Raw genomic sequence first — 25326 nt, 5'->3', positions numbered from 1 at the left:
GCGAAATGACGCAGGCTGGCGCTACGTTCTGATACCTGTCCGCTGAACCCCCGTGCGCGGGACAGCTCCAACCTTTTTTTCACCCGAGGAACACCATGAAATTTTCCCTGTCGGCCCTGACCGCGGCCGTGCTGATCACGACCGCCACGCTGGCCTCCGCCCAGAACGTGGCCATCGTCAATGGCAAGCCCGTGCCGGTTGCGCGTCTGAACGTGCTGGCCGAGCAGATCGCTGCATCTGGACGGCCCGTGGACGAGTCGATCCGCGCTCAGCTGAAGGAAGAAGTGGTGCTGCGCGAGATCTTCATGCAGGAAGCGCAGAAGCGCGGCGTGGGTTCGAGTGAGGAATACAAGAACCAGATGGCGCTGGCGCGTGAAACCATTATGATCCGCGCCCTTTTCGCCGACTTCCAGAAGAAGAACCCCGTGACGGACGCCGACCTCAAGGCCGAATACGACCAGCTCGTGGCGGCCAACAGCGGCAAGGAATACCGCGCCCGCCACATCCTGGTGGAAAAGGAAGACGAGGCAAAGGCCATCATCAAGTCGCTCAAGGCCGGCGGCAAATTCGACGAGATCGCCAAGAAGCAATCCAAGGACGCGGGCTCCGGCGCCAACGGTGGTGACCTTGACTGGGCTGCCGCCGCCAGCTACGTGCCCGAGTTCTCCGAAGCCATGGTCAAGCTCGAAAAAGGCCAGATGACGCAGGAGCCCGTCAAAAGCCAGTTTGGCTGGCACATCATTCGTGTGGACGATGTTCGCCAGGCAGAAATGCCCAAGTTCGATGACATCAAGCCCCAGATCGCCCAGCAGATGCAGCAGCAGAAGCTGAAGGATTTCCAGCAAGGCCTGCGCGACAAGGCCAAGATCCAGTAAGCAACCCCCACGCTCCACCGCTGCGCGGGTCGCTGCCCCCCAAGGGGGCTGGGCCTGCCTTGGGGGCGGCCCGGCGGCTGGCCCGGCCTCTCCTTCCTGCCGCGTTCAGGGCGCGCGCAAGAAGGTTGTCGTCAACCAGATCAAGCCCATCAACACCGGCTGGTGCACCAGGTAGTAAGACAGGCTCCAGCGCCCCAGCGTGACCAGCGCGCGTCTTGCACCTGTGGCCGCTCCCTCGGCCACGCCCAGCCACCCCGGTTGCTGCTTCAGGGCCCATTGCCCTGCCGCCATGCCCCACCAGACCACACCCATCCACGGCAACAGCGGCACGTAGTCTTCGGTGATCGGCTTGCGGTTCATGAATCCCAGCCAGTTGAGCCAGGGGGAGTTGAACACCTCCAGCGCCGGCCAGGCCGCCATGGCCGGAGGTGCAGCAAACGGCAGCGCGATCATCAACGCACCGAGCGGCCAGCGCCAGGCGCCCCAGCCGGCCGTGACTCGGGCCACGATCAGCATGACCGCAATGCCGTGCAACACCCCGAAGTAGATGAAGCTCTTGGGGAACACCAGCAGCGAGCCGGCCGATACCAGAAGCGCCGCACCCGCCACCTGAAGCCAGCGCCGCCAGAAGCGCGCCCAGGGCTGCCCCTGGTGCAGCGCCACCGCCTGGGAAAGCCCGGCGGTCAACAGAAACAAACTCACGATGGCCGTGCGCTGCCAGGTCCAGAACGGATCGCGGTAGAAGTCTTCACGCAGCAAGCCAAAAAAGTTCAGGTCGAAGCAGAAGTGATATGCCGTCATCCACAGCATGGCCGCGGCGCGCAGCAGGTCGATGCGATCCAGGCGCTGCGTCATGGGTTCAGGCACTGGTGCGCTGGATGCCCAGCAACAGCTCGGCAAGTGCATGGGGTTCGCTCACCATCGGGTCGTGGCCGGTGGCCATTTCGAGCACCTGCCAACCGGCTTCCTTGCGCACCCGCTGGCGCGCTGGTGCAATGGTGGCCAGGGCGGGCGAGGTGCAGTCGATGAAGGTGCGCGGCGCGGCGGCCACGCGCTCGCCATCAAAGTCCAGTGGCTGCTGGTAGAGCCTGAAGGGCTGGGGTGTCTGGCGGCGGTTCACCCAGTCGCGGTCCGCACCCGAAAGGCCAAAGATGGCGGCGTCAGGCGGTGGAAAACTGAGCCCCCCGCTGGGTTTCGACGCGTCAATGCGGGCCTGCTTCGTTTCAGCCGAATGGTGGCTGCTCCAGCTGTCACCGGGGTATGGCACGGCGGCATCGAGGTAAACCAGATGGGCGAGCGTGCCCGGCCGCTCGCGTTGCAGCCGGTCGGCCACACCGGTGACGACCATGCCCGCGTAGCTGTGGCCCACGAGCACCACGCTTTGCAGTTCTTCCGCATCGATGAGGCCCATCACATCCTGGATGTGGGTGTGCAGATCGATCTCGGCCGACAGGAGGTGGGCGCGCTCGCCCAGGCCGGTGAGCGTGACGGCATGGGCCGGAGGGCCCGCGGCGCGAAGCAACGGCAGCACGCGCTGCCAGCACCACGCGCCATGCCAGGCACCGTGGACGAGGACGAAAGCGGGGGTGGTTGGCAGTGAATCGTTCAAGGCGTTTTCCGGTGGTTCGATCGAACCACCAGATTCTGCCCTGCCCGGAACGATGGTTGCTCAGATGTAGGCCGGTCGAACCTGAACGTGCCTCATGTGCAGCGACAACCCCAGCGCCGCCATGTGGTTGCTGTTGCGGCCAAGAATGAGCTCAGCCAGGGGCAGGAATTTGGACTCCTCGAAGCTGGCATGCGCTGCATAACTTTCGACCAGCCGGTAGAGGTCCTGGCCATTCAGGTCGGCGTCCTGGCCGTGGGACGCCCGTTTAAGCGCTTCTTCCAGCGACTTCCACAGCCCCTCGAGTACGCGGTGCTCCAGCGTGAGGCGATCGGTCACTGTCCGCACGAGGTCACGCTCGGCGTCGGACTGTGCACTGGCCAGCACTGCCGGGAAAAGGTCACGCTCTTCCTCCGCGTGATGTTCAAAGATGGCAGTTTGAAAGAAGGCCAGCGATTCTCTGGCGACCTGCCGGGCACGAACGGCAGAAACGAGCAGCCCCGGCAGTTCGTCCAGCATTCGCAGTTGACTCAGAATGCCCGCGTGGCACTCGGTGAAGTTGGTGATGGGCGCATTGGCTGCGTTGTTGGGGGTATTGGCCGCGGAAGGCGTTGTGATCATGTTGGGTTCCTCGCAGGATGCCGGGCCATTCCACGGCACTCGACCCCAGTCTAGGATGTGCTGCGCACATGGCATTGACCCATGTCAAGCAGACCTGCCTCAGCGGTGCGCCACCAGCTCGAACAGATCCTTTTCGTTTTCGGCGCCCGAGGCCACGATCACGCGGCGCTGCATCTTGACGTACCGTTTGACTTCAGGCGCGTACCAGATCAGGTAGTGAATTCGCACCGGCTCAACCTGCATCGATCCCGCACCGCCACTGGGTTGGCGATTGCTCGACACCTCGACCTTGTAGGCATTGAAACGGCCCGCCGGCACGGTGACCGGCTCCTGCCCGAGCACGCGGGCTTCGGAGTACCACTGACCCCATTGGCCATCCACGCTGGGCGTGGTGAATCCGCGTTGCGTGCCCAGTGCCGAGAGGTCGGTGAAGGCACCGAGGTACGGACTGAATTCGTTGCCCAGGAGGCTCCAGTTGACGAAACCGGGCGCGCCGGCGGGCGGGTTGCGAACCTCGGCAGGCACCCCGGCCGAGGGATCGGCACGCAGGGTGTCGGTGACCTGCCCCGCAGCGACGGACTGAACGCCGATCACCACTGTGCGCTTCGGACTGGTCGGCCATTTGCCGCTGGTGGTGTAGGTCCAGGTCTCGCCCGCTCGCGGCAGGCGGCTGTCTGGCGTGGGTGCACGGGCGGCATCGGGGGCGGCGGCGGCCCGCGGTGGCGTGCTGATCGGGGGCGCGATGGCCGGCGCCGGCGCCGGCGCCGGCGCCGGGGGCTTGGGCGTGGGCGCAGGCGGGGCAACCGCCACACGCGCAGGCGCCGTGGCAGTTGCCGCCGGGGGAGTGATGGTGGTGGGGCGGGCTGGCGCTCTTGTGGCATCCACCGGCGACGTGGGCGCCGCCGCCACTTCCACCGGCGGTGGCCTGGCGGCAACGGCTGCAGCCGCAGGTGTGGAAGTGGATGCGGGGCTCGGGGTGTCCTCCCGCGCAGGAGCACCGGCACTCAGGGTGGGCCTGGACGACGCCTCGGTGTGGGTCTCGCGAGCCGGCCCGGACAGGCCCCACCAACCCGCAACGATGACGGCAAAAACCACGCCAGCGCCAGCCAGCCATCGCCGCCACGATGAATCGTCAGGCGGTGGCAGGGGTGGGTCCACGGGGTCACCTGCGCCTGGAAGCAGGCTGTCCAGTGCCCGGATGAGCTCAGCCGTGGAAGCCTCCCACTGCTTGTGGCTTACCTCGATCGCCTGACGGCGCGCCAGCGGGCGCAGTTCTTCGGGCAGATCCTCGGCGCGTGGCATGAGCGCTCCGCCCACGAGCACAGGCACCACGCGAATGTTGCGCTTGAGCGCAATGGCGGTTTCGAGCCGGATGAAGTCGTTTGGGTCGTCAAGGCGGCGGCGTCCGGCCGCGTCGGTGGTGTTCAGCCACTCATCGCCAATCACGACGATGAGCACGCGGCAGGAACCCACAGCGTTCTCGATCGCCGTGACGAAGTCTGTGCCGGGCTCGATGCCTTCGACGTCCATGAACACACGGCCCGCGCCGAAATGTGCGGCCAGGCGGTCGTAGAGGCGACCGGCATAGCCCGCCGAATCGTCACGCCGATAACTGATGAAGATCCCGTCCATGCAGCGAGGCCCCCCGGGAATGACGCGCCCCGAAAGGCGCTGGGTCATTCTAGGCCTGTGCGCGGTGCGCGGCGTGTGTTTGCGGGACGGACATCCCCCGTCATGAGGATGTCACCGGCGGCCCGTAAGGTCGCAGGTATTCCTCGCTTCCCGTGTCCCGATGCCCCTCGTTCTTCAGCATCCTGCCCATGTGTTTCTGCGGCCGGCTGCCCATCCCGTTGCCTGGTCGCGCTGGCCTGACGCCGCGCCCGCTGCATCACCCGCAGCGCTCCTCTTCGCTCGATCGAACGCCTTGCGGGGTGACGTCGTGGGATGCCTCGGACGGTCTACCGCGAAGGCGTTCGGCGTTGCACCCGCTGCGGCGCCCTTTGTGCTGGGCCGGGTCGCTGCGGACCTTACGGATCAGCTTGCCCGCGACGGCTACCAGCCGGGAGAGCTGCCCCAACTGGTTGCCAAGGCCAGGCGGGTCGATGGTCTGTGCCGTTTTGCCAGGTCTGGCATGGTGAGCTTGTCCACCACGCTGCCCGTGGCTCTAGCCGCAGGCGCAGGTGCGCTGGCGGGCGCTTTTGTGGGTGCGGCAGCTGGCGGTGTGGGGGCGTTGGTCGGCGCACCAGTGGGCGCCGTGGTGGGCGCCGCCGCTGTGGCTCCCGCTGCGGCGGTGCTATCCACCGCGATGTACGCGGTGGAAGCGCGCCACCGCAAAGGGGCCGAGTTCACCGAACGCGTGAGCAGGGCACCCGGTAAATGCCGTGCAATGAACTCATTGGCCTACGCGTCAGGCACGCTGGCGGCGAACCTGCCGGTGACCGCCACACAGGCCATTACTTCAGTGGGCCTGGCATCCGGCCTGGCCACCACGGCAATCTGGGGCGGCGTTGGTTTGCTGGCGGCGCCGGCTGTCGCGCTGGGCGGCGTCGGTGTGCGGGTAGCGATTCAGGAAGCCCTGATCACGCGCGCACCTGCCCGAATGCTGGGTCTCTCGGGCGGCAAGGGCCCGGCGGGCAGCATCGAATGGAATCCAGTGACGATGCTGGAAAACATGCACCGCTTGCGCCATCGCTCCACAGCCGGCCTGGTGGTGGACGACATGCGCCAGTTCGTGAAGCTGCTGGGCAGGGAGCTGCCGGGCGAATTGCGAAAGGCCGTGCATCCGCACCATGGCCTGAAACAAACTGCGCTGAACGCAGCCTTGCTCGTGGGGGGGCAGGCGCTGGGCCAGGCGGCAGGCATGGGCACGAGCGCCGCTGGTGCCCCGGATGCCGGGGCCGCAGCAACGGCACGCCTCGTGCAACACGGCCCTGGCGCCGCGGCCTGGGGCACAGGTCGCCCGGTGGCGAAGCACGCCAAAGCCGGCCCACCGCCGCTGCGCATGAAAGGACTCGCGCTTTGACGCTCAGGCGCTGGGCGATGGCTTGTTGCCGCGCAGGCGCCCCAGCAAGCTGATCACGACCACCACCACCGCACCAGCCACCAAGCCTGCCAGCGCCCCCGCCAGGCTGGAGATCACCGGGCCGACCCAGCCCAGCGTGGCCGCGAATTCCTCGATGCCGTGGCCCACGGCAGGTATGCCGTGCACCAGGATGCCACCGCCCACCAGGAACATGGCAGCCGTGCCGAGCACGGACAGCGTCTTCATGAGCCACGGGGCCGCAACAAGGATGCCGCGCCCAAGGGCGCGCTTCCAGGCGGCGGTCTGCTGGTTGAGGTACAGGCCGAGGTCATCGAGCTTCACGATGCCCGCCACGAGGCCGTAAACACCCACGGTCATGAGCAGCGAGATGCCCACCAGCACGGCGACGCGCTGGCCCATGCTGACGGCCGCCACGGTGCCCAGGGTGATCACGATGATCTCTGCCGAGAGGATGAAATCGGTGCGCACAGCGCCCTTGATCTTTTCCTTCTCGAAAGCCACCAGGTCCACATTTTCATTGGCCACCGCCTCGACCAGTTCCCGCCGGTGGGCGTCGTCCTCGGCCTTGTGCGGCCCGAAAACATGCCAGAGTTTCTCGGCGCCCTCGTAGCAAAGGAACAGGCCGCCGAGCATGAGCAGCGGCGTGATGGCCCAGGGCGCAAAAGCGCTGATGACGAGCGCGGCAGGCACCAGGATGGCCTTGTTGAGCATCGAACCCTTGGCCACCGCCCACACCACGGGCAGCTCGCGGTCGGCCTTCACGCCGGTGACCTGCTGGGCATTGAGCGCCAGATCGTCGCCCAGCACGCCAGCGGTTTTCTTGGCCGCCATCTGGGTCATGGCGGCCACGTCGTCGGCCGCCGAAAGACCCTGACGTGCAGCGACCTTCGTCATCACGGCCACATCGTCAAGCAGCGTGGCGATGTCGTCGATCAGGGCAAGCAGACTGGTTCCGGCCATGGTGGTGGTCCTGGTTGGGTGAAGGTCAGCACAAAGGCCAGACCAGGGGGAAAAGTGGATCGTCAAGCACGGCGCCATCAGCCAGGCGTTCCGAGAGACCGGGAAACGGCGGCGACGTGCGCCAGGGCCGCGGCGCATGGCGCGCATCGTCCCCGAGGTACCGGGCGGAGAATACGCGACGCCGACGACTCGGGCCCACACCACTGGACGCGTGCAGGCTGAGCATGTGGAAAGCCACGCAATCGCCTGGCTCCAGCGCCCAGGCAAGCTGGCGGAATTCCTCGCGGCGGGCGTCGATGGCCGGCAGCTCGGCGAGCGCGCCTTCGGGAAACCACTTTGCCTGCTGGTCCCGGAAAGTGCGCGGCATGTACCAGGTGCCTGCATGCGAACCCGCCACGAAGCGCAGGGTGCTTTCCAGCGGCACGGGGTCCACCGGAATCCAGAAGCTCACGTTCTGGCGGCCACTCACGTTGTAGTACGGCTGGTCCTGATGCCAGGGCGTGGGCTGGCGCGTACCCGGTTCCTTCACCAGAAGATGGTCGTGGTACAGGCGCGCCTCGCGGCTTTGCATCAGTTGCGAGGCCAGGTGCGGCAGCGCCGAGTGCTGAAGAATCTCGCGGTAGGCCGGGTTGCTCTGCCAGGTGCAGAAGTCCTCGACGAACCGGCCAGGATCGTCGGGCTCACTGGCCACAAGCGCCAGTGAACTCAAGTTGGCGAGGTTGTGCTCGATGCCCTCTTCCAGTAAGGCGAGTTCGCGTTCATTGAACACCCCGCGCAGCACGACCGCGCCGTCGCGTGCATAGGCCTGCACCGCGGCCGCGTCGAGTGCCTGCTCGCGAGCCATGTCAGCCGATCCATTTGCGCGCGTTGTGCCACAGCCGCATCCACCCGCTGTGGGCGGCCGCATCCTGATCGGTCCAGCTCATCTGGATGTTCCGGAACACGCGTTCAGGGTGCGGCATCAACGCAGTGAAACGGCCATCCGCCGTGGTGACTGCCGTCAGTCCGCCGGGGCTGCCGTTGGGGTTGAACGGATAGGCCTCGGTCGCAGCACCGTGGTGGTCCACAAAGCGCATGGCGCCGATGGCTCTGGCCGGGTCGCCCCTGTGGTGAAAGTTGGCGTAACCCTCGCCATGCGCCACGGCGATCGGCATGCGGGTGCCCGCCATGCCCTGGAAAAAGAGGCTCGGTGATTCCAGCACTTCCACCAGCGAAAGTCGCGCTTCGAAGCGTTCACTCTGGTTGGTGGTGAAGCGCGGCCAGGCCTCGGCACCAGGAATGATGTCGGCCAGTTCGGCGAACATCTGGCAGCCATTGCACACGCCGAGGCCGAAGGTGTCGGTGCGGGCGAAGAAACGCCGGAACTGATCCGACAGCGCCGGGTTGAAAGTGATGCTTCGCGCCCAGCCGATGCCGGCGCCCAGGGTGTCGCCGTAGCTGAAGCCGCCGCACGCAACCACGCCCTTGAAGTCGGCCAGATTGGCACGGCCGGCCTGCAGATCGGTCATGTGCACATCGAAGGCCTCGAAGCCCGCTTGCGTAAAGGCATAGGCCATTTCCACGTGGGAATTCACACCCTGCTCGCGCAGGATGGCCACTTTGGGGCGGGAGAGCAAAAGCGCCGGCGCAGGGAGGCCCTCGCTCCTTCCCTCTTCCAACGGGCGAGGGAGGAAGAAGTGAAGGCCCGGATCTTCAGGACGACCCGCCGCTGCGTGCTCGGCATCGGCACATGCCGGGTTGTCGCGCTGCTGGTTGATCTTCCAGCTCACGCTGTCCCAGACCTGGTGCAGGTCGAACAGGCTGGCCGAGAACACGGACTTGGCGTCGCGCCAGACCTGCAGCTCGCCCTTGCCCGCGTCGATGGTCGACGAAGCCGGGCGCGTCTTGCCAATGAAATGGCTGTGCTTCGACAGGCCGTGCTCGCGCAGCGTCTGCATCACGGCGTTGCGTTCACTGGTGGCGACCTGCAGCACGACGCCCAGCTCTTCGCTGAACAGCGCCTTGAGCGTGAGTTCCTCGCGCCGCGCGCTCACCTGTCCCGCCCAGTTCTTTGCATCGCCCATCTCGGCGCGGCTGTCGCTGATGCCGTCGCCCTCGGTCACAAGCAGGTCGACGTTGAGCGCCACGCCGACATGGCCGGCAAACGCCATTTCAGCCGCGGCGGCCAGCAGGCCGCCATCGCTTCGATCGTGGTAGGCCAGCAGCTTGCCCTCGGCCCTCAAGGCGTTCACGGCGTTGACGAGGTTGATCAGGTCCTGTGGGTCGTCGAGGTCGGGTACTTCACCGCCCGCCAGACCCAGCACCTGCGCCAGCACACTGCCACCCATGCGGTGGCGGCCTTTGCCGAGGTCGACCAGCACCAGGGTGGTGTCTTCCAGGGTGTTGTTCAGCTGCGGCGTGAGCGTGCCGCGCACGTCGGCCAGCGTAGCAAAAGCGCTCACGATGAGGCTCACCGGCGAGGTCACCTTCTTGGTGTCATTGCCCTCTTTCCATTGCGTGCGCATGGACAGGCTGTCCTTCCCCACGGGGATGGAAATGCCCAGAGCCGGGCAGAGTTCCATGCCCACGGCCTTCACGGTTTCATACAGGGCTGCGTCTTCACCCGGTTCGCCGCAGGCGGCCATCCAGTTGGCGGAGAGCTTCACACGCGGCAGTTCGATGGGTGCTGCGAGCAGGTTGGTGATGGCTTCGGCCACCGCCATGCGGCCCGAGGCAGCAGCGTCGAGTGCTGCCAGCGGCGTGCGCTCGCCCATGCTCATGGCCTCGCCTGCGAAGCCCTTGAAATCGGCAAGGGTCACAGCGCAGTCGGCCACCGGCACTTGCCAGGGTCCGACCATCTGGTCGCGGTGCGAGAGCCCGCCCACCGTGCGGTCGCCGATGGTGATGAGGAAGCGCTTGGAGGCCACCGTGGGGTGGCTCAGCACATCAATCACGGCCTTCTGGAGGTCGACGCCGGTGAGGTCCAGCGGCGCGGGTGTGCGTGCCACGGACTTCACGTCGCGGTGCATTTTGGGCGGTTTGCCCAGCAGCACGTTCATGGGCATGTCGACTGCCGCCCCCACGCTCCCCACTTCTTCCAGCACCAGCTGGCGCTCTTCCGTCGCCACACCAATCACCGCAAACGGGCAACGTTCGCGCTCGCAGAAGGCGGTGAAGACACCCAGCGATTCGGGCGCGATCGCCAGCACATACCGCTCCTGACTTTCGTTGCACCAGATTTCCTTGGGCGCCAGGCCGCTTTCTTCCAGCGGCACCGCGCGCAAGTCAAAACGCGCACCGCGGCCAGCGTCGTTCGTCAGTTCGGGGAAGGCGTTGGAGAGGCCGCCGGCACCCACGTCGTGGATTGCCAGAATGGGGTTGTTGGCACCCTGCTGCCAGCAGTGGTTGATGACCTCCTGCGCGCGGCGCTCGATCTCGGGATTGCCGCGCTGCACGGAATCGAAATCGAGTGAGGCGGCGTTGGTGCCACTGGCCATGGAGCTGGCCGCGCTGCCGCCCATGCCGATCTTCATGCCCGGGCCACCGAGCTGGATCAGCAGCGAGCCGGCGGGAAATTCGATCTTTTGCGTCTGGATGGCGTCGATCACGCCCACACCGCCCGCGATCATGATGGGCTTGTGGTAGCCGCGCTGCACGCCGTCCACCGCCAGCTCGTACTCGCGGAAGTAACCCAACAGGTTGGGTCGACCGAACTCGTTGTTAAAGGCCGCACCGCCCAGCGGCCCCTCGGTCATGATCTGCAGCGGGCTGGCGATGTGCTCGGGCTTGCCGCCCGGTTGATCTGACAGACCGCCCCAGAGCTTGCCCACCGTGAAACCGGTGAGGCCCGCCTTGGGCCTGGAGCCGCGCCCGGTGGCGCCCTCATCGCGGATCTCGCCGCCCGCGCCGGTGGAGGCGCCCGGGAACGGGGAAATCGCGGTCGGGTGGTTGTGGGTTTCCACCTTCATCAGCACGTGGTGCGTGGCGGTCTCGGCCGCATAGGCCGGTGAGGCATCGCCGCCGGCGCGCGCCACGAAGCGCTCCACCACGCTGCCTTCCATGATGGACGCGTTGTCCGAGTACGCCACCACCGTGTGCTGCGGTGCCAGCTGATGGGTGTGGCGGATCATGCCGAACAGGCTCTTGTCCTGCGCCACGCCGTCGATGGTGAACTGTGCGTTGAAAATCTTGTGGCGGCAGTGCTCGCTGTTGGCCTGCGCAAACATCATCAGCTCGACGTCGGTCGGGTTGCGCTTCAGGGTGTTGAACGCGGTCACCAGGTAGTCGATTTCGTCGTCGGCCAGCGCCAGGCCCCAGTCGGTGTTGGCACGCTCCAGGGCCGAGCGACCACCCCCGAGCAAATCCACCTGTTCCATGGGCGAAGGGTGCAGCTCGGTAAACAGCGCTTGCGCCTGGCTGCGGTCGAGCGAGACGTTCTCCGTCATGCGGTCGTGCAGCAGATCGGCCACCGCGCGCAGCTGGTCTGGCGAGAGGCTGGCCTTGCCGAGCAAGCCAGACTTCAGGCCGATGCGGTATTCGACCAGCCGCTCCACCCGATGCAGACCTAGACCACAGTTGTGGGCAATGTCGGTGGCCTTGGAAGCCCACGGAGAAACCGTGCCCAGGCGCGGCATCACCAGCAGGGCCGGTGCACCCGCCTTTTCCAGGGCCACATGGTGTTCGGTGCAAGGCTCGCCGTAAGTGAGCAGTTCACCCAGCCGATGCACCGTTGCGGCATCGGGCTCGCCATCGAAGGCGGCGATGTGCACGAAGCGGGCCGAGAGGCTGGTGATCTTGTCGGAGATGCCCGCGAGTCGGGGCAGGATTTGCTGGACTTTGAAGCCGCTGATGGCAGCGCCGCCGTCGAAAATGCGCAGGTGCAGGGACACGTTGGGAGCCTGAGGTGCGTTGACCCGGTGGGCCCGGGCGGAAAACCGGGGATTTTACCCGGCTGCCCCCGTGGCCTTGGCCGCAGAAGGCCCCGTCCCGGCAGGGCTGATGGGATAATCGCGCCCCATGAGCATCACCTACAAAGACGAGGCCGGCATCGCGGGCATGCGCACGGCCTGCCGCCTGGCTTCCGAAGTGCTGGACTACCTCACCCCGCTGATTCAGCCAGGTGTGACCACGCTCGAGATCGATCGGCTGGCGGCTGAATTCATGAAGCAGCAGGGCACGGTATCGGCCACCATCGGTTACCAGCCGCAGGGCTACCCGCCCTACCCAGGCCACCTGTGCACCTCCATCAACCACGTGGTGTGCCACGGCATTCCCAACGAGAAGCCGCTCAAGAAGGGCGACATCCTCAACGTCGACGTGACCGTTATCAAGGACGGCTGGTTTGGCGACAACAGCCGCATGTTCCTGCTCGGTGGCGAAGCCGCTTGCTCGGTGCAGGCACGCCGTTTGAGCAAGGTCACCTTCGAGGCCATGTGGAAAGGCATCGTCATGGTGCGCCCCGGCATCCGCCTGGGCGACATCGGCCACGCCATCCAGACCTTTGCCGAGGGCAACGGCTTTTCGGTGGTGCGAGAGTTCTGCGGCCATGGCATCGGCCAGAAGTTCCATGAAGACCCGCAGGTGCTGCATTACGGCCGCCCGGGCACGCTCGAAGAACTCAAGCCGGGCATGACCTTCACCATCGAGCCCATGATCAACGCCGGCAAGCGCGACATCAAGGAACAAGGCGACGGCTGGACCATCGTCACCCGCGACCGCTCGCTGTCGGCTCAATGGGAACACACGGTGCTGGTCACCGAAACCGGCTATGAGGTGCTCACCCTGTCCGCGGGCAGCCCGGCCGCGCCGGACTTCGTGGCACCCCAGGCCGCAGCTGCGGTCGCCTGAATCCATGACCGCCGTTGCCGCGCCCTCGGGCATGGGCGATCTGGGCACGCTGCGGCTCGAATACCGCAGCAACAAGGCAGCGCTGCTGGCCCGACTCGGCGTTCAGGGGTCGTCGACCCGAGGCGTGCGCAAGGCCCTGCAGGAACTCTCCCGCCTGACCGACCAGACCCTGCGTGAGCTCTGGGCGCTCGCCGGTTTCGGGCCGGGGTTTTCGCTCGTGGCCGTGGGCGGCTATGGCCGCGGCGAGCTGTTCCCCTTCTCCGACGTCGACGTGCTGGTGTTGCTGCCCGATGGCAGCCAGCCCGACACAGACACCACGCTGAAGGCCCGCCTGGAAGCTTTCATCGGCGCCTGCTGGGATCTCGGCCTGGAGATTGGTTCCAGCGTGCGCACCATCGGCGACTGCGTGTTCGAGGCGTCCAAGGACGTGACGGTGCAAACCTCGCTGCTTGAATGCCGGCTGATCGCGGGCAGCAAGAACGCCTTTGCGAAGCTGGTGAGCGATCTCGGCGAAGCCATGGACCCCAAGGCCTTCTTTGTGGCCAAAACGCTGGAAATGCGCCAGCGCCACACCAAGTTCGAGAACACGCCGTATTCGCTGGAACCCAACTGCAAGGAGTCGCCCGGTGGCCTGCGCGACCTGCAGATCATCCTGTGGGTTTCCAAGGCGGCGGGTCTTGGCCGGAGCTGGGACGAGCTGGCGCGCAAGGGCCTGGCCACGCCGCTGGAAGCCCGGCAGATCAAGGCCAACGAAGCCTTACTGAGCCTGATTCGCGCACGTCTGCACCTGCTGGCCAACCGGCGCGAGGACCGGCTGGTGTTCGACCTGCAGACCGCGGTGGCCGAATCGTTCGGCTTCAAGGCGCAGGTGCCCGCCGTCATCACCCCGGGGCAACCTGGCGTGCCCCACGTGGCGCCCACGGCACGCGGCACGCGCCGGGCCAGCGAAGCGCTAATGAAGCGCTACTACTGGGCCGCCAAGGCCGTGACGCAGCTCAACCAGATCTTGCTGCTCAACATTCAGGAGCGGCTGCGCAGCGATGTGGCCGGCGTGGACCGGCTGCGTCCGCTCAACGAGCGCTTCTTTGACAAAGGCGGCACGCTGGAAGTGGCTAGCGACAACCTGTATGTGCAGCAGCCGCACGCCATCCTGGAGACTTTTCACCTCTACCAGACCACCGTGGGCATCAAGGGTTTGTCGGCCCGCACCCTGCGTGCGCTGTACAACGCCCGCCCGGTGATGAACGCCCGCTTTCGTGCCGACCCGGTCAACCGCACGGTGTTTCTGAAAATCCTGCAGGAGCCCGAGGGCATCACGCACGCCATCCGGCTGATGAACCAGACCTCGGTGCTCGGACGCTACCTCTGGGTGTTCCGCCACATCGTGGGGCAGATGCAGCACGACCTGTTCCACGTCTACACCGTGGACCAGCACATCCTGATGGTGCTGCGCAACGTGCGCCGCTTCTTCATCGCCGAACACTCGCACGAATACCCGTTCTGCTCGCAGCTCGCCGCCGGCTGGGACAAGCCGTGGATTTTCTACATCGCCGCCATTTTTCACGACATCGCCAAGGGCCGCGGCGGCGACCACTCCGAACTCGGCGCACGCGATGTGCGCACGTTCTGCCGCCAGCACAGCATTGCCCGCGAAGACTGCAAGCTCATCGAGTTCCTGGTGGCCGAACACCTGACCATGAGCCGCATGGCGCAGAAGGAAGACCTGAGTGATCCGGACGTGATTGCGGCCTTCGCCAAACGCGTGGGCAACGAGCGCTACCTCACTGCGCTCTACCTCCTCACCGTGGCCGATATCCGTGGCACCAGCCCGAAAGTGTGGAACGCCTGGAAGGGCAAGCTGCTGGAAGACCTGTACCGCTACACGCTGCGCGCGCTGGGCGGCCGCGCTCCCGATCCAGGCGCCGTGATCGAAGGCCGAAAGCGCGAGGCGTTGTCGATGCTCGCGCTGCACGCCCTGCCCCACCAGGCGCACAAGGCGTTGTGGGACACGCTGGACGTGAGCTACTTCATGCGCCACCAGGCCGACGAGATTGCGTGGCACACACGCGTGCTCACGCGCCAGATTGCCCAGAGTGCTGCACACCTGGTGAAGCATCCGGCGCCAGTGCCGGTCGAAGGTGCGGCGGTGACCTTCGACAAATGCATCGTGCGCGCCCGCCTTTCGCCCGAGGGGGAGGGTCTGCAGGTGCTGGTGTACGCCCCCGATCAACACGACCTGTTCGCGCGCATCTGCGGTTACTTCGACAGCTCGCACTTCAGCATCCTGGATGCCCGCGTGCACACCACGCGCGATGGCCATGCGCTGGACACGTTCCAGGTGGTGGCGCCCTCACTTTCAGAGCACTACCGCGAGTTGATCGCCATGGTGGAAAACAACCTGGCCCAGACCATCGATGAGCGCGGCCCGTTGCCCACGCCGACCAAGGGCCGTCTCTCGCGCCGGGTCAAGAGTTTTCCGGTCACGCCGCGCGTGGATTTGCGGCCAGACGAGAAAGCGCAACGCTGGTTGTTGTCGGTGTCTGCCAGCGACCGCGCGGGTCTTCTCTACGGCATCACGCGCGTGCTGGCGCGCAACGACATCAGCGTGCAACTTGCCAAGATCACGACCCTCGGGGAACGCGTGGAAGACACGTTTCTCATCAGCGGTGCGCAGTTGCAGATGAACAAGCGGCAGATCGAGATCGAGACGGAGTTGCTGGAGACGCTGGAAGGCTGAGCGGCTTGGTTGGCGAGATCGGCAGGACAGTTCGCTCAGCTCCGCGCATTCGTCATCGCCCGCCAACCCCTATACGCGCACGGTCTCCGCAGGCTGCGAAGTTTCAGCTTTGCGCCGAAACAACCCCGCAAACCAGTTCCCCACATCGTCCACCAACGTGAACACCGCAGGGATCACCAGCAGGCTCAGGAACGTGGACGTGATCAACCCACCGATCACTGCCACTGCCATCGGCGAACGGAAACTGCTGTCTGCCGCGCCCCAGCCAATCGCGATCGGCAGCATGCCGGCACCCATGGCGATGGTGGTCATCACGATCGGGCGGGCGCGCTTGTGGCAGGCGTCCAGAATCGCGTCCAGTCGGCTCATGCCGTGCTCGCGACGCGCTTCTATGGCGTATTCGACCAGCAGAATCGAGTTCTTCGTTGCCACACCCATCAGCATGATCAGGCCGATGAGCGACGGCATGGAGAAGCTCTTGTTGGTGAGCAACAGCGCCACGAAGGCGCCGCCCAGGGACAGGGGCAACGCCGCAAGAATCGTGAACGGATGCAGGAACGCCTTGAACAGCAGCACCAGCACGATGTAGATGCAGAGCACGCCCGTGAGCATGGCCAGGCCGAAGCTGGCAAACAGTTCGCCCTGTACCTCTGCATCGCCGATCTCGATCACGTTCACGCCTGCCGGCAGGTTGCGCAGGCTCGGCAGTTTTTCCACTGCCATTTTCATGTCGCCCAGCGCAATGCCGGCCAGCTCCACCTCGAAGTTGATGTTGCGCGAGCGGTCGTAGCGGTCGATCACCGCCGGGCCACCGCCGAAGCTCAACGTGGCCACCTGCCCCAGCATCACCGGCCCCTTGCTCCCTGGTACCGGCAGGCGCGAGAGCAAGTCGAGATCCTGGCGGGCGCCGATGTCGAGCTTGACCACGATGGGGATCTGCCGCTCGGGCAGGTTCATCTTGGGCAAGGCGTTGTCGTAGTCGCCCACGGTGGCGATGCGCAGCGTCTCGGCGATGGCGCTGCTGGTCACGCCCATTTCGGCGGCACGCGCCAGGTCGGGCGTGACGCTGATCTCGGTGCGCACCAGCGCCGCGGTCGACTGGATGCTGCCGACGCCCTGGATGGTGCGCAGGTCGCGTTCGATCGCGGTGGCGGCGGTCTGCATGGCCGCCGCGTCATTGCCTGTGAGCGTGAGGATGTATTTCTCGCCTGAGCCGCCCAGACCGACTTTGCTGCGCACGCCAGGCAGGTTGGACATAGCCTCGCGCAGTTGGTTTTCGATCACCTGCTTGCGTGGCCGCGCACCGCGCGCATCGAGCTGGATGGTGAGCGCAGCCTTGCGAGATTCGGCTGTGCCTTGTGGCGCAAACGGATCGCTGCCGGCCGATCCGGAGCCGATGGTGGTGTAGACCGATTTGACGTGCGGCACGGCGGTGACCAGCTCGCGCGCGCGCTCGGCGGTGCGGATGGTTTGCTGCAACGTGGCGCCCGGCGGAAGCTCCAGATAAACCTGCGTCTGCGAGTTGTCGTCCGGCGGAATGAAGCCTTGGGGCAACAGCGGGATCAACATGATTGAACCCACGAAGAACGCACCCGCGCCGACCATGGTGACCCAGCGGTGGCGAATGCACCACGCCGCCCAGCCCTGGTAGGTGTTGAGCCAGGCCGGTTCATCCTGGTTGGTCATCCAGCGCCAGATCGCACCGGTGACGCGGTTGCTGCGCGCCCAGCGCGGCATGTCCTTGGCCATTACCACCGGCTTGAGCAGGTAGGCCGCCATCATGGGCGTGAGCGCGCGCGCTACCACCAGCGAAGCAAACACCGCGAACGACGCCGTCCAACCGAACTGCTTGAAGAACTTGCCCGGAATGCCCGACATGAACGCGGTGGGCAGAAACACGGCGATCAGCGTGAAGGTGGTGGCGATCACGGCCAGCCCGATCTCGTCGGCGGCTTCCATGGACGCCTGATAGGGAGTTTTGCCCATGCGCATGTGGCGCACGATGTTCTCCACCTCCACGATGGCATCGTCCACCAGGATGCCGATCACCAGCGACATGGCCAGCAACGTAACGACGTTGATGGTGAAGCCCATGTAGTACATGCCGATGAAGGCGGGAATGGCTGAGAGTGGCAGCGCCACGGCAGAGACCACGGTGGCGCGGAAATCTCTCAGGAACAGCCACACCACCAGCACCGCCAGAATGGCGCCCTCATACAGCAGTTTCATGGAGCCATCGAACTCTTCGGCCACCGGCGTCACGAAATCGAACGATTCGGTGATGCGCAGATCAGGCCGTTGCTCCTGCAGCGTCTTGAGCTTGGCGCGCACGCCATTGCCCACTTCGATCTCGCTGGCGCCACGGCTGCGCGCCACTTCAAAGCCCACCACTGGCTTGCCATCGAGAAAGGCGGCGGCGGTCGGTTCGGCCACGGTGTCTTTCACCTCGGCAATCTGATCCAGCCGGATGCGACGGCCATCCGTCAGCGAGAGTTCGAGTCGAGACAGCTCTTCGGCCGTGCGCAGCGACGACAGCGTGCGCATGGGCTGCTGGCTGCCACCGAGATCCGCACGCCCGCCTGCACTCTCGATCTGCACCTTGGCCAGCTGACGCGAGATGTCGGTGGCGGAGGCCCCCAGCGCCTGAAGTTTGAGCGGATCCAGCAGCACCTGAACCTCGCGGTCCACCCCGCCCACGCGGTTCACTGCGCCCACGCCGGGCACCGAGAGCAGCAGTTTGGCAACGTCGTTCTCCACGAACCATGAAGCCGCTTCCGCGTCCATCTTGTCCGAAGCCACCGTGTAGGCCAGCACGGCGCCACCGGCCAGTTCGATCTTGTTGACGATGGGTTCGCGCAGGTCCGACGGCAGATCGCCGCGCACCTTCGCCACCGCCGAGCGCACGTCGTCCAACGCTTCCTGCGTGTTCTTCTCGATGCGGAACTCGGCGGTGATGGACACCGAGCCGTCCTGCACCTTGGTGAAAATGTGCTTCAAGCCCTGCAGCGAAGCCAGGCTGTTCTCGATGATGCGGGCCACATCGTTTTCGAGCTGGTTGGGCGAAGCGCCCGGCAGCGTGGCCAGCACGGTGATGTTGGGCACGTCGAGGTCGGGGAAGTTCTGCACCTTCATCTGCTTGAAGGAGAACAGCCCCGCGAGCGTGAGCATGACGAACAGCATCGCCGCCGGAATCGGATTCTTGATGGACCAGGCTGATACGTTCATGTCCGCGCTCTCACTGAACCACTTTGACCAGATCGGCTTCGTTCAGGAAACCTGCACCCTGCACCGCCACCGATTCCTCGGCCTTCAATCCTTCGAGCACCTCGACGCGTTCGCCGACCCGGCGCCCGGTCTGCACCTTGCGCTGGCTGGCCTTGTTCTTGTCGTCGATCACAAACACGTAGTTGTTGCCATCGCGCACCACCACCGATTCGCTGGGCACGGTGAGTGCATCGCTCTGGCCGAGATCAAAACGCCCCTTGGCAAAGGTGCCGGACTTGAGGTCGTTGTGCTTGGGCAGGTCCACGAACACGAGGATGTTGCGTGTCTGAGCGTTGGCGCTCGGTGCGATCGCCCTCACCTGCCCGCTGATTTCCAGACCGGTGGCCGCCGTGACCTGCGCCTTCTGGCCCACACGGATGCGCCCGACTTCGCTCGGCGTGACCTCGGCGCGCCACTCCATGCGCCCTTGCCGCACCAGGCGAAACAGTTCCTGCCCGGGCGCCACCACCGAGCCCACTGTGGCAGCGCGGGACGAGATGATGCCGTCGTCCGGCGCCAGCACTTTGGTGTTGCCCAGGCGCACCTCGTTGGCCTCCAGGCCGGCCTTGGCGGCTTCCCATTGCGCCCGCGCCACTTTCTCCTGCGTGAGGTATTGCGCCACTTGCGAGCGCGACAGCGCGCCGGTGTCCTGGATGGAGCGTGCGCGGTCGGCGTCGGCCTTGGCGTTCTCGTAGCTCGCCTCGGCCTGCATCACGCTGGCCTTGCTCTGCAGGCTGTCGGCCCGGGTGGTTTCGCTGGCAAACACCGCCAGCACCTGGCCCTTGCGCACCACATCACCCACGTTCACATTCACCGATGCCAGCCGCAGCCCGTTTACCTCGGCGCCCACACTGGCTTCCTGCCAGGCGCTGATGTCGCCGTTGGCCTGCAGGCTGATTGGCAAGCTGGCGCGCGTGGGCTTCTGCACTGTGACGGTGAGCGAAGGCTTGGGCTCTGTGGCCTCAGCCGCAGCGGGCGCGTTGGCGTCGGCGGGCTTTTTGAGGAACACCCAGAACACCACGACCAATACCAGGGCAAGCACGAGGCCGAGCCAGATCCAGCGAGTGCGCCGGCGCGTTTGCGGAGGGGTCGCGTTCATGATGGGTTCTTCAGGACGTTGGTGGGGTTCACGGGGTCGAAGCCGCCGCCCAGGGCGACGTAAAGGCGGATCCAGGCGTTGATGCGTTCCTGCTGCAGGGCCACAGCGCTGCTGTCGGCGGCCAGCTTCAGGCGGCGCGCTTCTTCCAGCTCGTTGAGGCTGGCCAGGCCGACGCGGTGGCGCGCCTCCGTGGCCTGGAAAGACTGGCCGTAGCCTGCAACGGCGATGTCGGTGGAAGCCAGTCGCTCGCGCAGGCTTGATATGAGCACCAGCGACTGTTCGACCTCGGCCACCGCCTGGCGCAGCGTGCCGGCGTAGGCCAGAGCGGCGGCTTCGTAGCGGGCTTGCGCGCTGTCGGTGTTGGCGCGCAGCGCCTCGCGGCCCAGCAGCGGCAGGCTCAGCGTTATGGGGCCGATGGACCAGGTGTTGAACGTGGCCTGCGTGCCGGCGCCGGAAATGCGGTTGCGCAACAGGCTGCCCGAGAGCGAAAGGCCGGGGTACAGCGCAGCCTCTGCGACGCCCACGTCTTCGCTGGCAGCCACCAGTTCGCGCTGGGCCCGGTACACATCGGGCCGCTGGCGCAGCACCTCGGCGGGCACGGCGTTCACCGAAAGCATGGCGTCCAGGCGCTCGGAGGCCAGCAAGGCAGGCAGCGAAGGTGCGTTGGCCAGTTGCTGGCGCAATTCGGGTTCCGGCACCGCCGTGAGTGAGACGAGCGACTTGATCTGCCGCTCGCAAATCTCGGCCTGAGCCCGTTCACGCGCCACACCCTCGGCGCCACTCGCCCGGGCCAGCGCAGCCACGGCGGGAGCCGTCAGCCCGGCGCGCTCCGACACCGCGTTGTTCTCTGCCGATACGGCGCGCGAGTCGCGGTCGCGCGTGGCCACCCCGAGTTGTTCGCGGCACAGGCGCTGGGCGAAATACAGCTCGGCCAATTCGGCGGCCACGAGCACGCGCGCCTCGTGCCAGGCCGCGCCCGACGCATCCTGCCGCGCCTGTGCGCCGCTGCGGCGAGCTTCGGTTTCGCCCCACAGGCCGATGGCCCACGAGGCTTGCAAGCCCGCGCTCAATTGCGTGCCCAGGGGAATGGTGGGGTCGGTGATGCCCCGGCTGGCGCTGGCCACCAGTGCAGCCTGCGGCCCCGTCTCTGAGTCCACGCCCAGGCGCGCCGCACGAGCAGCAAAAACCTGCGCACGCGCTTGAGCCACGGTCGGGCTCTGCGCCTGTGCGCGGGCGATCCAGTCAGCCAGCACCGGGTCGTCGAACCGGCTCCACCAGGCGTCCAGTTGCTGGACGCTGCCCTGGTGTGCCAGGGGCGGTGCGTACCAGGACGGGGGCAGCGGAACGGCCGGGTCGGCCGGGGGCTTGGTGAGGCTGCAGGCGCTGAGGATGGCAACACCCGCAAGCACGACAAGCTTGCGCTTCATCAAAGGAAATTCCCTGTTGCGTTTTCGGTCGGGCTCGACTCTATTCGATTTCAGCCCCCGAATATTTCAAACGTCTTTCGTTTTGTAACGAAGGCGCCAGCTGGGGAAGGTCAATCCTCGTCCAGCGCATCCAGCCCGGGGAAGAGCACCTCGGTGAAGCCGAATCGGGAGAAATCGCGCACCCGCATGGGGTAAAGCTTGCCCCAGAGATGGTCGCATTCGTGTTGCACCACTCGAGCATGAAAACCCTCGGCCTCTCGGTCGATGGTCTGACCACTTTCATCGAATCCCTGGTAGCGAATGCGGCGCCAGCGCGGCACCACCCCGCGCATGCCCGGCACCGAAAGGCAGCCCTCCCAGTCTTCTTCTTCCTCGTCACCCAGCGGCGTGATGACCGGATTGATCAGCACGGTGCGCGGCACAACCGGCGCAGTGGGGTAACGCGGATTTGGCAACCCGCTGCCGAAGAGCACCACTTGCAGATCCACCCCGATCTGTGGCGCCGCCAGGCCAGCCCCGTTGGCCGCGGTCATGGTGTCCTGCAGGTCTTTCACGAGCTGATGCAGCTCGGTCGTGTCGAAGCGGGTCACCGGTTGGGCTTGGCGGAGCAGCCGCGGGTCGCCCATCTTCAATATGGTGTGGATCGTCATGGGACGTCGGATGAGGCGTTCAGGAGGGTGCGCATCTCGGCTTCGTCGATCACCGCCACGCCCAGCGTCTTCGCCTTGTCCAGCTTGCTGCCGGCTTCGGTACCCGCGACCACGTAATCGGTTTTCTTGCTCACCGAACCGGCCACCTTGGCGCCGGCGGCTTCCAGCAGGTCCTTGGCCTGATCGCGGCTCAGGGTGGGAAACGTGCCGGTGAGCACGAAGGTCTTGCCCGCCAGAGGCTGCGGTGCGCGTTCTGCCGGCTCGCCCTCTTCCCACGTGAGGCCGCACACGCGCAGCTGTTCCACCACCTCGCGGTTGTGCGGCTGCTCGAAGAAGGTGTGGATGCTCTGCGCCACCACCGGGCCCACATCGCTCACCTCCGAGAGGGCTTCCACGCTCGCGTCCATGATGCGGTCGAGCTGACCGAAGTGGCGAGCCAGCTCTTTGGCCGTGGCCTCGCCCACGTGGCGAATGCCCAGGCCAAACAGGAAACGAGGCAGCGTGGTCTGCTTCGACTTTTCAAGCGCGGTCAGAATGTTCTGCGCCGACTTCTCCGCCATGCGCTCCAGCGCCAGCAGTGAAGTGAGGCCGAGCCGGTACAGGTCGGGCAGGGTCTTGACCACGCCGTTGTCCACCAGCTGCTCCACCAGCTTGTCACCCAGGCCTTCAATTTCCACCGCGCGGCGATGCGCAAAGTGCAGGATGGCCTCCTTGCGCTGCGCGGCGCAGAACAGGCCGCCGGTGCAGCGGTGGTCGGCTTCGCCCTCTTCCCGCACCGCGTCGCTGCCGCACACGGGGCACTTCGAGGGCATGGTGAACGGTGGTGGCTCACCCACTCTCTTGTCGACCAGCACAGAGACCACTTCCGGAATCACGTCGCCTGCGCGGCGCACGATCACCGTGTCGCCCACCCGCACATCCTTGCGGCGCGCTTCCAGCTCGTTGTGCAAGGTGGCGTTGGTCACCGTCACGCCGCCCACGAACACGGGCGCGAGCTTGGCCACCGGTGTGAGCTTGCCGGTGCGTCCCACCTGCACGTCGATGGCCTGCACGGTGGTGAGCTGCTCCTGTGCCGGGTACTTGTGGGCCACTGCCCAGCGTGGTTCGCGCGTCACGAAGCCCATCTGCTTTTGCTGCTCCAGCGAATCGACCTTGTAGACCACGCCGTCGATGTCGAACGGCAGCGTGTCTCGCAATTCACCGATGCGTCGGTGGAACGCCACGAGTTCGTCCGCGCCCCGGCAACGCGTGGTCTGGTCTGCCACCGGGAAACCCCATGCCTTCAGGCGCATCAGCCAGTCGTATTGCGTGGCCGGTGGCTCGGCGTCGCCCTGCACCTCGCCCCAGGAATAGGCGAAGAAACTTAAGGGACGCTCGCGGGTGATTTTCGAGTCGAGCTGGCGCACGGCACCAGCCGCTGCGTTGCGCGGATTCACAAAGGTTTTCTCCCCCTTGGCGCCGCCAGCGATCTTCTGGCGCTGGCGCTCATTCAGCGCATCGAACTGATCGCGCCGCATGTAGACCTCACCGCGCACCTCGAGCACATCGGGCACGCCATCAGGCAGCCGCAGGGGAATCTGCCGGATCGTGCGCACGTTGTGGGTCACGTCCTCGCCGGTTTCACCGTCGCCTCGCGTGGCTGCGCGCACCAGCACGCCCTGCTCGTAGCGCAGGCTCATGGCCAGACCATCGAACTTCAGTTCGGCCAGATAGTCCACGGGCGCATCTGCATCGCTCAGCTTGAGTTCGCGCCGAACGCGCGCATCGAAAGCCACCGCGCCGGTGGCTTCGGTATCGGTTTCCGTGCGGATGCTGAGCATCGGTACGGCGTGGCGCACGGGCAGGAGTTCCTTCAAGATCGCACTGCCCACCCGCTGGGTCGGGGAGTCCGGCGTGAGCAATTCGGGATGTGCCGCCTCGATGGCCTGCAGCTCCTTGAACAGCCGGTCGTACTCGGCGTCGGGAATCTCCGGCTCGTCCAGCGTGTAGTAACGATGGGCGTGGTAGTCCAGCTTTGTGCGCAACTCGGTGGCTCGCGCAGCCGGCGAAGGCGGCTCGGCGAAAAGATCGGCTGTCATCAGGAGAAAAGTCTGCGGGCCTGGGCAGAGCCGGCGGAAAGATCGCGGCTGTCGAGCGCGTCGTACAGGCTTTCCAGATCGGCACCAATGCGGTCCATGGTGTCGGTAGAGAGCGGCTGCCCCGCGTCGTCGGTAACCACCCCGTCCATGGCTTCGGCCAGTGCCATGGCGGCCTGTCGCATGCGCACAAAGGGTTGTTCGCTGCGCGGCACATGCGTCACTTCGAGCGACAGGGCAATCTCGCGCAGCGCGGTCTGCTCGGGGTCTTCGGCCATGGCGGCCTGCGGATCGAACGCCAGACTCAGGATGGCGGCGTGGCCGCTCTGGCTGCCGGGAAGCACCATGCGCCCAGGCAGCGCACCTGCAATGAAGCCCAGTTGTGAGGCGTGCTGAGACACATAACCTGGGCTCCAGGCCGTGCGCCGGGCACGCAAGGTGAAACCGAGCTGAGCGTCGTGTCCGCTGGCAAAGGCGTCGAGCTCGCGCGCTCGCGCCACTTCAGCGCGCATGTCCGGGAAATCGGGCGCAGCGCCCACCGCATCGGCAAAGGCCTGGGCCTTGACGACGAACTCGGAGAACTCGATGTCGTTGAGTGGCCCGGAGCGGTTGGCCAGCTGCACACCGGCCTGCAGGCTTCGGTAGCGCTGCCCAAGGCGAGGGGTTTCCCATTCACCAGTGACTTCGCACAGGCCCTCCACCGCAAACGGCTTGCTGCCCACGCGGCGCGTGCCCGGCAACGCCGCCAGCACCGCGTCGCCCGACACCTCGTGCTCCAGCTGCAGGGGTGCAATGACGTCGATCAGCGCGTCCAGGCCGGGCTTCTTTTCGGGCTGCGCCATCAGTGGATTCACGCTCACCGACGCCATGGCGGCGGCCACCACCGCAGGCTCGGGTGGCGCGGGCGCGCCAGGCATGTCGCCCAGCACCGGGTCGATGCGCTGAATCTCGTTTTCGGAAAGGTCTGCGGGCGAATACGGCAGAGTTTCGTCTCCTGCCGCTTCATCGGCGGCGTGTGTGCCGCGTTCGCGTGCGGTGCGTGGCACGCTTCTGCCTGTTACCCAGGCGTTGTAGGCCACCACGCCCGCCAACACGAGTCCTCCGATGATGGCCAGGCCTATTTGCAGCGTGCTCATGGTGTGG

Annotated in this window: 17 protein-coding genes; 4 read left to right on the top strand and 13 right to left on the bottom strand. The window is 66.0% G+C overall.

Features of this window, described 5'->3' with window-relative positions:
• Window positions 1–95 precede the first annotated feature (95 nt).
• Window positions 96–875: a peptidylprolyl isomerase gene (locus CAP37_RS07790; RefSeq protein ID WP_086123651.1), complete on the top strand. Its 780-nt coding sequence runs from the start codon at window positions 96–98 to the stop codon at window positions 873–875.
• Between the two features lie 105 nt (window positions 876–980).
• Here the strand turns inward: CAP37_RS07790 and CAP37_RS07785 are convergent, their stop codons facing one another.
• The 4 genes from CAP37_RS07785 to CAP37_RS21685 form a co-directional block, all read right to left on the bottom strand.
• The gene (locus CAP37_RS07785) at window positions 981–1730 is read right to left on the bottom strand and encodes a heparan-alpha-glucosaminide N-acetyltransferase (RefSeq protein WP_179190162.1); all 750 of its coding nucleotides are present in this window, start codon (window positions 1728–1730) and stop codon (window positions 981–983) included.
• A gap of 4 nt (window positions 1731–1734) precedes the next feature.
• Entirely contained in the window at window positions 1735–2484 is a 750-nt protein-coding gene (locus CAP37_RS07780; protein WP_256926910.1) for an alpha/beta hydrolase family protein, read from the bottom strand.
• 60 nt (window positions 2485–2544) lie between these two features.
• Entirely contained in the window at window positions 2545–3102 is a 558-nt protein-coding gene (locus CAP37_RS07775) for a hemerythrin domain-containing protein (protein WP_086123649.1), read from the bottom strand.
• Window positions 3103–3201: 99 nt separating this feature from the next.
• Window positions 3202–4734, bottom strand: coding sequence for a toll/interleukin-1 receptor domain-containing protein (locus CAP37_RS21685; protein WP_179190161.1), 1533 nt, complete (start codon window positions 4732–4734; stop codon window positions 3202–3204).
• A 160-nt stretch (window positions 4735–4894) separates the two neighbouring features.
• Here CAP37_RS21685 and CAP37_RS07765 point away from each other — a divergent pair, with 160 nt between their 5' ends.
• On the top strand, window positions 4895–6124 hold the full coding sequence (locus tag CAP37_RS07765) for a hypothetical protein (RefSeq protein WP_143435901.1): 1230 nt from the start codon (window positions 4895–4897) through the stop codon (window positions 6122–6124).
• Between the two features lie 3 nt (window positions 6125–6127).
• On the opposite strand, the gene CAP37_RS07760 is transcribed toward CAP37_RS07765, so the two are convergent.
• Genes CAP37_RS07760 through purL form a run of 3 tightly spaced genes read right to left on the bottom strand, consistent with a single transcriptional unit; the run spans window position 6128 to window position 11973 of the window.
• On the bottom strand, window positions 6128–7105 hold the full coding sequence (locus tag CAP37_RS07760) for a DUF808 domain-containing protein (RefSeq protein WP_086123647.1): 978 nt from the start codon (window positions 7103–7105) through the stop codon (window positions 6128–6130).
• Between the two features lie 25 nt (window positions 7106–7130).
• The gene (locus tag CAP37_RS07755; protein ID WP_086123646.1) at window positions 7131–7949 is read right to left on the bottom strand and encodes a phytanoyl-CoA dioxygenase family protein; all 819 of its coding nucleotides are present in this window, start codon (window positions 7947–7949) and stop codon (window positions 7131–7133) included.
• Window position 7950: 1 nt separating this feature from the next.
• Entirely contained in the window at window positions 7951–11973 is a 4023-nt protein-coding gene (purL, locus tag CAP37_RS07750) for a phosphoribosylformylglycinamidine synthase (RefSeq protein WP_086123645.1), read from the bottom strand.
• A gap of 127 nt (window positions 11974–12100) precedes the next feature.
• On the opposite strand from purL, the gene map reads away from it, so the two are divergent.
• Both map and CAP37_RS07740 read left to right on the top strand, forming a co-directional pair.
• On the top strand, window positions 12101–12931 hold the full coding sequence (map, locus tag CAP37_RS07745; protein WP_086123644.1) for a type I methionyl aminopeptidase: 831 nt from the start codon (window positions 12101–12103) through the stop codon (window positions 12929–12931).
• Between the two features lie 31 nt (window positions 12932–12962).
• Window positions 12963–15668: a [protein-PII] uridylyltransferase gene (locus CAP37_RS07740; RefSeq protein ID WP_086124876.1), complete on the top strand. Its 2706-nt coding sequence runs from the start codon at window positions 12963–12965 to the stop codon at window positions 15666–15668.
• 69 nt (window positions 15669–15737) lie between these two features.
• Here the strand turns inward: CAP37_RS07740 and CAP37_RS07735 are convergent, their stop codons facing one another.
• From CAP37_RS07735 to CAP37_RS07710, 6 genes are all read right to left on the bottom strand, one after another.
• Complete coding sequence (locus CAP37_RS07735) at window positions 15738–18893, bottom strand: efflux RND transporter permease subunit (protein WP_086123643.1); 3156 nt, start codon at window positions 18891–18893, stop codon at window positions 15738–15740.
• Between the two features lie 10 nt (window positions 18894–18903).
• Window positions 18904–20031 carry an efflux RND transporter periplasmic adaptor subunit gene (locus tag CAP37_RS07730; protein ID WP_086123642.1) on the bottom strand — a complete coding sequence of 376 codons (1128 nt, stop codon included), beginning with the start codon at window positions 20029–20031 and terminating at the stop codon, window positions 18904–18906.
• A complete protein-coding gene (locus CAP37_RS07725; protein WP_086123641.1) occupies window positions 20028–21458 on the bottom strand; it encodes an efflux transporter outer membrane subunit in 1431 nt (476 codons plus the stop codon). The genes CAP37_RS07730 and CAP37_RS07725 overlap by 4 nt, the downstream gene beginning before the upstream one ends.
• Before the next feature lie 110 nt (window positions 21459–21568).
• Complete coding sequence (gene def, locus CAP37_RS07720) at window positions 21569–22108, bottom strand: peptide deformylase (RefSeq protein ID WP_086123640.1); 540 nt, start codon at window positions 22106–22108, stop codon at window positions 21569–21571.
• A complete protein-coding gene (gene ligA / locus CAP37_RS07715; RefSeq protein ID WP_086123639.1) occupies window positions 22105–24186 on the bottom strand; it encodes an NAD-dependent DNA ligase LigA in 2082 nt (693 codons plus the stop codon). The genes def and ligA overlap by 4 nt, the downstream gene beginning before the upstream one ends.
• Window positions 24186–25319 (bottom strand): cell division protein ZipA C-terminal FtsZ-binding domain-containing protein, encoded by a 1134-nt coding sequence (locus CAP37_RS07710; RefSeq protein WP_086123638.1) that lies wholly within the window; start codon window positions 25317–25319, stop codon window positions 24186–24188. The genes ligA and CAP37_RS07710 overlap by 1 nt, the downstream gene beginning before the upstream one ends.
• Window positions 25320–25326 lie beyond the last annotated feature (7 nt).

Source organism: Hydrogenophaga sp. IBVHS1 (genome assembly GCF_002127265.1).
Taxonomy (GTDB): Bacteria; Pseudomonadota; Gammaproteobacteria; order Burkholderiales; family Burkholderiaceae_C; genus Hydrogenophaga.
Note: the sequence above shows the minus strand (reverse complement) of the source record. Positions and strands in the feature narration are given on the sequence as shown.